This is a genomic window from Leptotrichia wadei, from assembly GCF_007990545.2.
Lineage (GTDB): Bacteria > Fusobacteriota > Fusobacteriia > Fusobacteriales > Leptotrichiaceae > Leptotrichia > Leptotrichia wadei.
In genome coordinates, this window is sequence record NZ_AP019829.2 from 2,185,759 (window position 1) to 2,198,744 (window position 12,986).

At 31.1% G+C, this 12,986-nt stretch carries 7 protein-coding genes and 2 pseudogenes; 2 read left to right on the top strand and 7 right to left on the bottom strand.

Annotated features, from left to right (window positions below):
* Positions 1-128: 128 nt before the first annotated feature.
* The 7 genes and pseudogenes from FVE73_RS10055 to FVE73_RS10085 form a co-directional block, all read right to left on the bottom strand.
* Positions 129-3,182 carry an alpha-amylase family glycosyl hydrolase gene (locus FVE73_RS10055; protein WP_018499187.1) on the bottom strand — a complete coding sequence of 1,018 codons (3,054 nt, stop codon included), beginning with the start codon at positions 3,180-3,182 and terminating at the stop codon, positions 129-131.
* Positions 3,183-3,206: 24 nt separating this feature from the next.
* Positions 3,207-4,580: an aminopeptidase gene (locus FVE73_RS10060; RefSeq protein ID WP_018499186.1), complete on the bottom strand. Its 1,374-nt coding sequence runs from the start codon at positions 4,578-4,580 to the stop codon at positions 3,207-3,209.
* A gap of 246 nt (positions 4,581-4,826) precedes the next feature.
* Positions 4,827-6,182: a glucose-6-phosphate isomerase gene (locus tag FVE73_RS10065; RefSeq protein ID WP_018499185.1), complete on the bottom strand. Its 1,356-nt coding sequence runs from the start codon at positions 6,180-6,182 to the stop codon at positions 4,827-4,829.
* A gap of 526 nt (positions 6,183-6,708) precedes the next feature.
* Positions 6,709-7,857: an N-acetylglucosamine-6-phosphate deacetylase gene (nagA, locus tag FVE73_RS10070; RefSeq protein ID WP_018499183.1), complete on the bottom strand. Its 1,149-nt coding sequence runs from the start codon at positions 7,855-7,857 to the stop codon at positions 6,709-6,711.
* Positions 7,858-8,197: 340 nt separating this feature from the next.
* A pseudogene (nagB, locus tag FVE73_RS10075) lies at positions 8,198-8,770 on the bottom strand (glucosamine-6-phosphate deaminase); the annotation flags it as partial.
* Positions 8,771-8,844: 74 nt separating this feature from the next.
* Positions 8,845-10,092 carry an RNA-guided endonuclease InsQ/TnpB family protein gene (locus tag FVE73_RS10080; RefSeq protein WP_146997867.1) on the bottom strand — a complete coding sequence of 416 codons (1,248 nt, stop codon included), beginning with the start codon at positions 10,090-10,092 and terminating at the stop codon, positions 8,845-8,847.
* A 595-nt stretch (positions 10,093-10,687) separates the two neighbouring features.
* Positions 10,688-10,954, bottom strand: a pseudogene (locus FVE73_RS10085) (glucosamine-6-phosphate deaminase); the annotation flags it as partial.
* 195 nt (positions 10,955-11,149) lie between these two features.
* Between FVE73_RS10085 and FVE73_RS10090 the strand changes: the two are divergent.
* On the top strand, positions 11,150-12,355 hold the full coding sequence (locus FVE73_RS10090) for a dTDP-glucose 4,6-dehydratase (RefSeq protein ID WP_018499459.1): 1,206 nt from the start codon (positions 11,150-11,152) through the stop codon (positions 12,353-12,355).
* A gap of 28 nt (positions 12,356-12,383) precedes the next feature.
* A complete protein-coding gene (gene rfbC / locus FVE73_RS10095) occupies positions 12,384-12,956 on the top strand; it encodes a dTDP-4-dehydrorhamnose 3,5-epimerase (protein ID WP_018499460.1) in 573 nt (190 codons plus the stop codon).
* Positions 12,957-12,986 lie beyond the last annotated feature (30 nt).

The window sequence follows — 12,986 nt, forward strand, 5'->3', positions numbered from 1 at the left end:
TATATTCAGTAAATACCTTAGAAAATATGAATTTAATTTCCTTATAAATAAACAAAAAAGGAACTACCCAAAATCATAGTCCCTTTTATCTCAACAAAAATTATATTTAATTTTTCAATCAATTATCTTTACTCATAATCCCCATCTATCCCCACTTTTCGTAAAATCATCCCTTCTTTCGCCTTTAGATCCAACTTTAATTTCCCATTTGAACCTGTTCTAAATGTTCTGCCTTCTGTTACCAGGTCAATAAATCTTTCATCCTGATAATTTGTTTCAAATTCTACATTCTCCCAATTGTTAAATGAATTGTTTATTACAACAATAATTGTATGATCTTCAATTACTCTTTCGTATACAATTATTTCCCTGTCATTATCAGCAAATATTTCCCTAAACTTACCATAAACAAGTGTTTTATTTTCCAATCTTATTCTTATTAACTTTTTGTACCATTCAAATAAATCGCTGTCGACTTTTTGTTCATAAACTTCATTCTGATTAATATGTGATGGATTTTTTTCATTATCATACAAAAATTCCTTCCATAACATTGGCTTTCTGCAGTATGGGTCTGTTGCTCCCCACATTCCAACTTCATCGCCGTAAAATAGCATTGGTGCTCCAATATAAGTCATTTGGAATATTGATATTAATTTTAATATATCTTTTGGCTTAATTGGGCTGTTTCGCCAATCTATTGTTGTATTTGGATGGTAATTTGAAGCTAGGTCAGGACGAATTCCATTGTATCCTTTTTCTAACTGCTTTCCTTCTTCCAGATTTCTTCCAATTACATCGTTTACAATTCTTGAATAAAGCCTGTCCGTATCGTGTGAACCGTTTAGATTCTGACTCGCCTGTAACGCCTGATACGGATACCAAGTTCTTTTTTCTCGAAGTTCATTGAAAAAGTCCTGTGCCTTTAACTTGTATCTTACTCCACCTTCACGGCTTTGATTTATGAAAAATCCGATAACTGTTTTTAGCCATTCATAGTTCATTACAGTGTCAAATTTATTTCCGCCATTAATATCTCCTGAAGCATTTCCCCAAAGTTCGGCAGTTATGTAGGAATCCTTCTTGCTGCCTTTTACAACTTCTCTCCATTCATTCCAGAAATTTTGATTTTCAAGGCAGTTTGGCACATCTAAACGCCATCCATCAATTCCGTCATCTTCCATCCAGTTTTCACTTTCTTTTCCATCAGGTCCACACATCCATTTTCTCGTAATATTAAAAATGTATTCTTTATATTCCTGATTAAAAGTGTTAAATTCAGGAAGCGAGTCAAATCCACCCCAAGCATTATAAATAGTTCTCTTTCTATTTGCAATTAATGTTTCAAATGCCTGTTCATCACTCATATCATCTGTAATCGGAACATGCTGTCCAAAATCTGTAAATTTGTACCAATCTTTATATTTAGAATTTTCACCGTCTGCAAGCACCATATTAAATGTCCAATGCTCACTGCTGCTATGATTGAAAACTCCGTCAAATATTACACGAATACCATTTTTATGAAATTCCTTTATCAAATCAACCATTATCAAGTCTGACTCTGTCCAAACCCAAGTAGCTGGATCTTCTGTTTCTCCATATCCATTTTTTCCTCTGCTTTCACCCTTTAAGTTCACTTCCAGAAGTTTTAGCTCACTACTTGTCGTAGCCTTGTTTCCAAGCACATCCACGTATGACTTATTCCCATATTTATTATTTCTATTAATTTCCACACCGTGAGTTGACCCGCTTGTCTTTATTGTCCCAAAATCTGGCGAAATATGTCTAAAGTCATTTGCTCCATACTTATGATTTTGATACGAGAAAAATACTGGATTTAGCCATACAGCATTAATTCCAAGCTCCTTCATATATGATATCTTTTCCTTAATTCCCTGTAAATCTCCACCATACATTCTGGCATATTTCAAGCTGTAGTCAATTTCACGCTCTCCCAGCTTTTCCCATATTACCTGTTCCTTAAAATCAGCCGTCCATCGGTTTCTATCAAAATGACTAATCACATTATTACTTTTTTCCCATTTATATTCTTCTACAAAATTCTGTTCATGAAGTCTGTTAGGCTTAAATGCCTCTGGTCCAAATTCATTGAAAATTGGATCATTGTAATGATTTCCATTATAAAATCTATCTGGAAAAATATTATACCAAATAGCTTCTTTTGCCCAGTTTGGTACGTTAAACAACTGTATGTCTTTAGAAGTTGTATTTACAACAAGTCTTTTAGGTTTGCTATAACTCAATGTTTTTCCATTAAAGTAAGCTCTTGAGCCGTTATCTTCCAAAATAAAATAATACAATAGTTTTGTTGCTTCTTTTCCAAAGTTTATAATTCTTTCAAAATAGTCAAATCCGTTTGTCTTATCTTGGTATCTTTCAAGTTCATAAATCATTTCATAATTATCTTCTTCATGTAAAACAATGCTTATGTAAGCCCGCTCCACATCATTCATCTGCGTTCTTATTTTAAATTCATACTCACTGTCAGACAATTTATTAAAATATTGCAAACTATCATAGTTATGAACAATCGCCTTTAAATTTGTATTTTTATCAATCGCTTCATAAACAAATTTTCCGGTTCCCAAATCTCCTTGTGCAAATAATGCTCCATTTTCCCCGATTATAAGTTTTTTATTTTCATTTCCAGGATACCATTTTCCGTCAATCAAGTATTTGTATTCATAAACTCCTTCAGGCGAAGCCAGTGTCACTTCGTAATTTGTCCCTTCAAAATGGTGAATTGGCTCAGTATCGGGCTTCCAGTTATTAAAGTTTCCCGCAATCTCAACTTTATCCGCCTTTTCCAATCCAAAATCAGCAATATTCAAGTTCATTCTGTAAAATTTCATCTTAGTCAATGAAAATGACTTTTTTGATGGAGAATATTCTACATAAATATCTATTCCCTTTTGAAATCCTGTTATTGATTTTGGTGGAAGATTTTCACCTACCACAGCTTCAAATTTTTTGGCAAATGGAGCTGTATGGCTATAAGTTACACCGCTTATTGTACCATTTTCTTCATCCTTTATTTCAAAGAAATAGCTTCCTGATTCAACGTTTCCCCATTTATATATAAAATTTTCCCATTTTTGCTTTAAATTCTCTTCTCTATAAAATTTATTATCTTTGTAAATTATTAATTTATAACCCATTTTCTTCTCCTAATTACCTGCTCCCTAATTTAGTTCAAAAAACACTCTATATGCCCTATATGTTTCATACAAGTCCGCTTTTGATGAAATTTCAAATAAAGAGTGCATTGATAAAAGCGCTGGTCCTGCATCTATCGTTCTAATTCCGTAGTAAGCCAAAAACTTCGCAACAGTTCCTCCTCCACCTTCATCAACTTTTCCAAATCCACCCGATTGATATTTAATTTCATTTTTATCAAATATCTGTCTTATTTCTTGAATAAACTCAGCATCAGCATCATTTGCCATAGATTTTCCACGGCTTCCAGTATATTTAGCAAATGCCAGTCCATAAGATAACCGTGCCACATTTTCAACATCATGGGCAGATTTAAACACTGGATTCATCGCAGCAGTAACATCTGACGACAAGGCTTTAGAATTCCACAAAGTTTCCCTTAATATCTGATCATTATAGTTTTTTTCTGTAAGTAAAAGCATTTTTCCTACAATATATTCAGGCAATGTTGATTTCAAACTTGTCGAACCTTCACTTCCAATTTCTTCCTTATCTGTCAAATAAATCATAACAGTTTTTTTAGTTTCCTTTATTTCAAGCAAAGCCCTAAGTGAAGTAAATGCACAAATTCTGTCATCTTGTCCATACCCTCCAATCATGCTCTGATCAAGCCCCACATCTCGCAATTTTCCAGCAGGCACAACTTCTAGCTCTGCAGTAAAAAAGTCATCTTCTTCTATTCCATAATCTTTTTTCAATTTATCAAGCACAAACTGTTTTATTTTTTTATTTACATTTTTATCATTTACAGGCATATTCCCAAATAACAATTTTAATTCTTCACCTTTTATTACATCCCTTGCCTTTCTTTCATCCTGCACATTATACGACAAATGCGGCAATATGTCAGGCACACTAAATACAGGCTCATCATCATGCTCTCCAATTGAAAGTGAAACTTTTTCTCCACTTTTTAGAAAAACAACGCCGTGCAATGCCAATGGAGTCGCAGCCCATTGATACTTTTTAATTCCACCATAATAATGTGTATTCAATAGTGCAAATTCTTCATCTTCCATTACTGGATTGGGCTTTAAATCCAGTCTTGGAGAATCCACGTGGGAAACAATCATATTAATCCCGTTTTTTATATCATTTCCGATAATTACCGCAATAATATTTTTATTTCTATTCTTAAAATAGATTTTATCCCCCTTTTTCAATTCACTTTTTTTATTAATATCAATAAATCCATTTTTTATAAGCTCTTTTTCTGTCAGATCCACAAATTCTCGCTCAGTTTTTGCCAAATCTAAATATTTTTTGTAGTCTTCAGCAAATTCAAATATTACTTTTTTTTGTTCATCTGTATAACTTTTCCACAAATTTTCCTTTGTCATTTTACTTCCTTTCCCAAAGTTTCAATTATAATAAAGACATAATAGATATATTCGACAACCTAAGCTTTTTTATTTTATTAAAATCTAATTTTGCGTGGTTATCGAACAGAGCTAATAAATCCAACATTTAAATAAAAAATAACAAAAAAAAACGGTGGCTTGAAAAAATATCCCGAATCAGCCACCTTCTTTCCAAACTAAATTAATTTTTCGATTTATTTAATTTTATTTATCTAAATATCAAATTTACTTAACTTCTTTTAATTTCTTTTCCAATTCTTTTCCAGCTTCTTCATATCCTGGTTTTCCTAATAATGCAAACATATTTTTCTTATATGCTTCTACTCCTGGCTGATCAAATGGATTTACACCTAAAAGGTATCCACTTACTCCACATGCTTTTTCAAAGAAATAGAATGTATACCCCAAATGATAAGGAGTTACTTCAGGAATATTTATCCCCAGGTTAGGTACATTTCCATCAACGTGTGCTAAAATTACTCCATCAGTTGCTTTTTTATTTACATAATCTAATGTTTTTCCAGCAATAAAGTTCAATCCATCAAGATTTTCCTTGTCGCTTTCAATAACAAATTCCACTTCAGGTTTTCCAATAGAAACTACTGTTTCAAAAAATAATCTTTGCCCTTGTTGAATATACTGACCTAATGAGTGTAAATCAGCTGAAAAATCTGCTGAAGTTGGATACAGTCCTTTCCCTTCTTTTCCTTCAGATTCTCCAAATAATTGTTTCCACCATTCTGCCAAATAGTGAACTCTTGGCTCATAATTTACCATTAATTCCAAGTCTTTTCCTTTTCTATGTAAAATATTTCTAACAGCTGCATATTGTAAAGCTTGATTTTCATCCATATTTTTGTTTGTAAAGTCATTCATCGCATCTTTTGCTCCAGCCATTAAGTCGTCAATATCAATTCCAGCCGCAGCAATTGGTAAAAGTCCTACTGCAGTTAATACAGAAAATCTTCCTCCAACATTGTCAGGTACAACAAAAGTTTCATATCCTTCAGCTGTAGCAAGTGTTTTTAATGCTCCCTTTGCTTTATCTGTTGTAGCATAAATTCTTTTTGCAGCTTCTTCTTTTCCATATTTTTCTTCCAGTATTTTTTTGAATACTCTGAATGCAATTGCAGGCTCAGTTGTAGTTCCAGATTTTGAAATTACATTTACTGAAAAATCCCTGTCTCCAACAACTTCTATTAGATGTTGCAAGTAAACACCGCTCATATTTGTTCCTGCAAAGTAAATTTCAGGAGTCTTTCTTTTATCTTTTGGCAAGTTATTGTAAAAGCTGTGCGATAAAAATTCAATTGCAGCCTTTGCTCCTAAATATGACCCTCCAATTCCAATTACAACTAAAACTTCTGAATCATTTTTAATTTTTTCAGCCGCTTTTTTAATTCTAGCAAATTCATCTTTATCATAAGTTTCAGGCAAGTCAACCCATCCTAAAAAGTCGTTTCCTGCTCCAGTTTTTGAAGTTAATACTTCATTTGCCAATTCCACATAAGGCTTAATTTGTTTTAATTCATTTTCGTTAAAAAAATTTTTTGCAAATTGATAGCTAAAATTTAATTTCATTCTTTTTTATCTCCTTAATATACAATTTTATTTTAGTCCTTTGTAAAAGTTTATAAAATTCCATTAATAAAGGTTTTCTCAGTTTTAATCTTCTATTTCAATTTTTTAGCAAGAGATTTTAAACTCATTACTTAAATTTTATACCCATTACTTTTACAATTTCCTAATACAATTTTATTTCCTAAATTTTTTGAAAATCAAAAAACTTTTATTTATACATAGTAATACAACCTTAAAATCAAACAAAAATAAATCTTCGTAATTTCAATTTAATATCTTGATTTTGAAGCAGTTTCATAATAAACTTGCCTGATAACCACATAATTTTCAAATTACAAGCCACAAGTAAGCTAGCAAAATAAAAAATATACAAAAAAACTCTCCTCCGTTTTAAAGTAATTTTTTATCAAACTTTTTTTCAATTAAAGTATAACAAAAAACAAACTTTTTTTCAAATTTTTCCACTTATATTTTACAATTTTAAAAATTTTTTCCTAAAATTTTAAGTTTTATTATACAAATATCCTTAATATCTAGTCAATTTCCCTTTGCTTATTATCCCCTTCACATTAAAGTTTTCATCAAAATACGTCAAATCTGCAAAATAACCTTCCTTTATAAATCCATATTTTTCATCAATAGCCACCGCTTCAGCAGGATAGGAAGTTGCCATTCTAAGTGCTTCCTCAAGCGAAATATAAACTTCTTCCACTAGATTTTGTACTCCTTTTATCATAACAAGCGAAGATCCCCCCAAAGTTCCCTCTGGAGAAATACATTTTCCATCCCTATATAAAACTCTGTTTCCTTCAAACATAAATTCTGTCATATTATCAGTTCCAGCAGGGCTCACCGCATCTGTCACAAGATAAAGTCTATCCTTCATTATCTTCTTAGCAATTTCCACAGAAGCAAAATCTATATGAAGCCCGTCAACTATTATCCCGCAATTCGTAGTATCATTATTAAATAAAAATCCAACAACTCCAGGCTCTCTCGAATCCAGTCCTCTCATTGCATTATACAAATGCGTTCCGCAATTATAATATTCCTTCTTTTCCACACACTCTTTGTAAGTTGCATTCGTATGCCCAATAGCCACATTAATCCCAGCATTCCTCAATTTCTTCAAATGTTCAACTTTAGCCTTTTCAGGTGCTATCGTTATTATTCTAGTAACTTCTGGTCCTGCCTTAGCTATTTTCTCAATCATCTCATCCGACAAAACTCTTATATATTCAGAACGATGAATCCCCTTTTTTTCCACACTTATATAAGGTCCTTCAATATGAAGTCCCAAAACTCCAATTTCCTCATTATCTTCCATTCCCTTCACAAGCTCAATGGCCTTTTCTATCTTCTCATCTGGAGAAGTTATGAGCGTAGGCAAAAACGAAGTACACCCATATCTTTTATTAGTTTCATTCATTATTTCCAACGCTTTCCTAGAAATATCATCATTAAACAGCACTCCTCCACACCCATTAATTTGCAAATCAATAAATCCAGGCGACAAAACCATCCCCTCAACATCAATAACTTCCTGATTTTCCAGCTCTTTTTCATCAATCAAAGAAAAATCCACTATCTTTCTTATAAATTTCCCTTCCAAAACAACCGCATTTTCCCCAATAAACTTCTCCCCATCAAATATCTTTGCATTTTTTATAATCATCTTAACAATAGCTCCTCTCTTTATTTTTATTTTAGAATATTTTAGTTAATAACTGTTTTTTCTTATTCTACTTAGTATGTTTTTTCAAAACAACTATTATAATTAAATTAAAAATATCGTGATTTTTTTGGAATAAAATTGACTGTTTGAGCTTTTTAATAATCTTTAAACAGATGAAATAACTATTATCAAAAAGCGAGTTTCAATTTTGTTTCAAAAAAGTACTTAGACAAGCCAGGGATACAAGGGAAATGGCGATTGATTTCCCTTGCTTTGAAAAAAAGAAAAAACATAAAAACTATAGAAAAACATTCATTAACAATAAGAAAATTAATAAAACTTATTTTGCCAATTCTATTAAATATTTTTTATATTTTTCTAAATCCAAATTCTTAGCTTCAATTTCCTTAAAATACCTATAAGTCTTAACTTTTATATCCGAAGCCGCCATCTCATCAATTACCAGCACTGCCCTTCTATGCAGCTGCAAAGCCGAAATTGTCCAAAGATGATTAACTCCGCCTTCTACTCCATGATAAACCGCACGAGCCTTTTTATACCCATTTGCAAGGATCATAACCTCCTTTGAATCCATAAGTGTCCCCACACCAATTGTCAAAGCTGATTTTGGTACTTTTTCAATATCATTGTCAAAAAATCTGGAATTTGCCAAAATTGTGTCATAAGTTAAATCCTTATCACGTGTATGCGAAGAAAGCGATGAACCTGGCTCATTAAATGCAATATGCCCATCTTCTCCAACTCCGCCTAAAAACAGCTGAATCCCGCCAGATTTTTTTATTTTTTCCTCATAGTTATGACATTCTTCCTCTAAATCTTCAGCACATCCATTTAGAATATTTATATTTTCTTTTTTTATATTAATATGCTTAAAAAAGTTCTCATTCCTGAACCTCCCACGACTAAAGTCGCAGGGTTCTAAAATCTTTAAAAACATTTAAAAATTTTCTAAGAAGTTTGATAGCTTTACACTACCCTTATTCTTTTAGGCGTGTTCAGCTCACCTCTATTGTATAGGATACTTAAATCCACAACTTTACTTTTTTTTAAAATATTTAATGCTCCATTACAATCTGAATTTATAAATTTACCTGTACTTGTTTGATATAGTCCTCTTTTTATTCTTTTTCCACTGAATTTATATTCTTGCGGATTTTCTTTATCATATATTGGAATTTCATCTTCATCAAAGAAACTTGCTTTTGATGTATAACTTTCTTCTTGCAGTTTAAATTCTATTCCATCTAGTTTACATAGATATTGTAATTTATCTCTTATTTTTCCATATGGTATATTTACAAAATTTTGATTATTTATACTTCCTATATTTGAATTTCTTTGAAAATCTTCATTATATCCTAAAACTACTTTTCCTATATCATTATTAAGACAATAATTTACAATTATTCTTGCTGCTTTTGAAAGATAATCTTCTATACGATTATTTCTCTTTCTAGCTATTCTCTTTTGCCTTAATGTTATATGCTCTATCTTTTGCTTATCTTTTATACTTTGTAATTTTGCATTTATCTTGTTATAGTATTGATTTATTGATTTTAATTTTCTACCATCTATTATGAATGAAACTCCATTATTAGTTACACAAGTACATAGATTGTCTATACCTAAATCAATTCCTAGTGCATTGTTTTCATTTAATTCCCTTCGAACTTCTTCTACCTCATAAGTATATTGAATTTCAAAGTACCTAGAATATTGTTTTGGTATTATTCTAATTTCTTTTATCTTCTTGTCTTTTAATACTGATGGTAGTTTTATTGCGATTTCCTTATGTGTCTTTCTAAATGAATTTGAATAAGGAACTATCAGAATATCATCTTTTAATCTTACAAAACCTATAACAAGAGTTGTAAAACCATCTTTAGCAAGATAATTAGGTAATTTTATTTTTTTATTATCGTATTGACCATTCTTAGCAAGTTTTAAAAGTCCAAAAAATGATTTGAAACTTCCGTCTACTTCTTTTAGAATTTGTTGAGCCATATTAGAATTTAATTTTTTATAGTTCTCACTATTTTTAAGCATTTTATAGTTTTCGTTATAACTTAAATACTTTTTATTTTTAAAATAGTATTGTCTAACATTGTATATAGCCTGATTCTTTAAATTTTTAGCTATATGGCACAAATATTTTAAATTTCTAAACTCTTTTTTACTAAGATGTTTTACCTGTTGTTTTAAAGTTAAATACATAGATATCACCTTTTCATCAGAGATATTATACCATGTATTCTACATTTTATCTGTCAAAAAAGTAATATTTTTTATTTATTTTTAAATATTTTTAAAGTTTTTAAAACCCCACAACAGCGGGAAGCGTCGTTCACATAAGTACGCTACTACTTATGCAGTTCTCTTATGAACTTCTTGTTATCTCTAACAAGCACAGACTATATCTTATCCATATCCTATTTCAAGGACTTAGGCGAAACCACTTCCAATACCAATCGCTTGTATTGTACTCCCCTCACGAGGGATAGTCGTTGAACTTTCCTTTTCAGGCTTAGCTGCTGATTGTCTATTATCATAATGTTTAGGATTTAACCTTACACCATCTAGTATATTTTTTCTGCTTTCGCTACCATCACACTTATACCATATTCTCACTTAGGTATTATGTTGTGGTTATACTAGCTTTAAGAGTTCCCAGCAATTCAGTTTCTTTGTTGCACGGTTTTGCTCCGTGTCTACATACAAGTTTCCCTATATGCTTACTAAAACTTCGTGCAATTCATACCCTATGAGTACATGTCTCACGACTAAAGTTGCGAGTGTTCTTGCACTATTTAATAAAATAGTGATAACTTTGCGGATCTTCAGGCTTTAATCCCACATATTCATCCATATTAAAAGTCATGACATTTTCAAACGACAATATCCCTTTATTATACAAATTTATCAATTCCCGATAAGTCGCAAGTGGCGTAGATCCCGTAGGAAGTCCCAGCACAAAGGGCTTTTCCCTTGTAGGCTTAAATTTTAATATTTTTTTAGTGATCTGATAAGCACTCCATCTTGCCACTTCATCAGCATTTTTTAAGATAATTACACGCATTTCATTCACATCCTTAATTTTAAATTTTAAATTTTCATTAAAATATTTCTTACTACTATTATATACCCTTTTTTTATTAAGTCAAGTCTATTTTATTAAAATTTTGTTTGGAAAAAACTAAAAAAAAATTGTATAATTTATCTAGTGATGATAAATAAAAAGCTGTAAATTACAGTAATTAATTAGGAGGAAAATATGAAAACATATTTAGTGACAGGTGCTGCCGGCTTTATTGGCTCTAATTATTTAAAATATATTTTAAATAAATACAAAGATGATGATATTAGAGTAATTGTGGTCGATGTGCTTACTTATGCAGGAAATTTAGGCACGATTGCCAATGAAATTAAGAATGAAAGAGTAAAATTTGAAAAGGTTGATATTCGTGATCAAAGGGAAATTGCCAGAGTCTTTTCTGAAAATGAAGTTGACTTTGTTGTGAATTTTGCGGCGGAATCGCATGTTGACCGTTCTATTGAAAATCCGCAAATTTTTTTGGAAACAAATATTCTTGGTACGCAAAATCTTTTGGAAAATGCAAAAAAAGCGTGGACTATTGCAAAAGATGAAAATGGCTACCCAATTTACAAGGATGGAGTAAAATATTTACAAGTTTCAACTGATGAAGTTTACGGAAGCTTGTCAAAAGATTATGACATAGCCATCGACTTAGTAATTGATGATGAGGAAGTGAAAAAAGTTGTAAAAAATAGAACAAATTTAAAAACTTATGGAAAAAATTTCTTTACAGAAAAAACTACCCTTGATCCAAGAAGCCCGTATTCAGCTTCCAAAGCGAGTGCAGATCACATTGTAATTGCCTACGGTGAAACTTACAAAATGCCAATAAATATTACAAGATGTTCAAATAACTATGGTCCTTACCATTTTCCAGAAAAATTAATTCCACTTATGATTAAGAATGTGCTAGAGGGTAAAAAATTGCCCGTTTATGGAAAAGGGGACAATGTAAGGGACTGGCTTTATGTGGAGGATCATTGTAAAGGAATTGACTTGGTTCTAAGAAATGCTGACATTTATGAAATTTACAATATTGGAGGCTTTAACGAAGAGCAAAATATTAATATTGTAAAATTAGTTATTGATGTTTTAAGAGAAGAAATTGAAAATAATGATGAATATAAAAAAGTTTTAAAAACTGACTTGCAAAATATAAATTATGATTTAATTACTTATGTTCAAGATCGGCTTGGGCACGATATGAGATATGCCATTGATCCTTCAAAAATTGCAAGAGATTTAGGATGGTATCCAGAAACAGACTTTGAAACAGGTATCAGAAAGACTGTAAAATGGTACTTGGAACATCAGGACTGGGTAAATGAAGTAGTTTCAGGAGATTATCAAAAGTATTACGAAGAAATGTATGGAAATAAATAATTAAATTCATAAAAAAAGGAGTAGACTAATGAATAATTTTACAATAAAAGAAACCCCAATAAAAGGCTTAGTAATAATTGAGCCAAAAATTTTTGGAGATAAAAGAGGATTCTTTATGGAAACTTATAACAAGAAATCTTTTGAAGAATTGGGACTCACAATGGACTTCGTTCAAGATAACCATTCAAAATCTAAAAAAGGCGTTTTACGTGGACTTCACTTCCAGACAAAGCACTCTCAAGGAAAATTAGTACGTGTGATAAAGGGAAGCGTTTACGATGTGGCAGTTGATTTGAGAAAGGACAGCGAAACTTTTGGAAAATGGCATGCGGTAAAATTATCTGCCGAAAATAAACTGATGTTTTATATTCCAGAAGGCTTTGCACATGGCTTTTTAACACTTGAAGATGAAACAGAATTTACTTATAAATGCACAGATTTATATGCCCCAGAATATGATAGTGGAATTTTGTGGAATGATGAAACAATAAATATTGACTGGAAGTTTGAAGAATTTGGAATAAATTCTGACGAATTAACAATTTCTGAAAAGGATAAAATTCAACAAAAGTTTGATAAAACAAAAAATTATTTTGAATAAAAAAATAATCCAATTATTTTATATAAAATT

Excerpts from the sequence above, each read along its gene's own strand:
- FVE73_RS10065 (WP_018499185.1), bottom strand. The coding sequence starts at position 6,182 with ATGAAATTAAATTTTAGCTATCAATTTGCAAAAAATTTTTTTAACGAA.
- FVE73_RS10090 (WP_018499459.1), top strand. The coding sequence starts at position 11,150 with ATGAAAACATATTTAGTGACAGGTGCTGCCGGCTTTATTGGCTCTAAT.
- nagA (WP_018499183.1), bottom strand. The coding sequence starts at position 7,857 with ATGATTATAAAAAATGCAAAGATATTTGATGGGGAGAAGTTTATTGGG.
- rfbC (WP_018499460.1), top strand. The coding sequence starts at position 12,384 with ATGAATAATTTTACAATAAAAGAAACCCCAATAAAAGGCTTAGTAATA.
- FVE73_RS10080 (WP_146997867.1), bottom strand. The coding sequence starts at position 10,092 with ATGTATTTAACTTTAAAACAACAGGTAAAACATCTTAGTAAAAAAGAG.
- FVE73_RS10060 (WP_018499186.1), bottom strand. The coding sequence starts at position 4,580 with ATGACAAAGGAAAATTTGTGGAAAAGTTATACAGATGAACAAAAAAAA.
- FVE73_RS10055 (WP_018499187.1), bottom strand. The coding sequence starts at position 3,182 with ATGGGTTATAAATTAATAATTTACAAAGATAATAAATTTTATAGAGAA.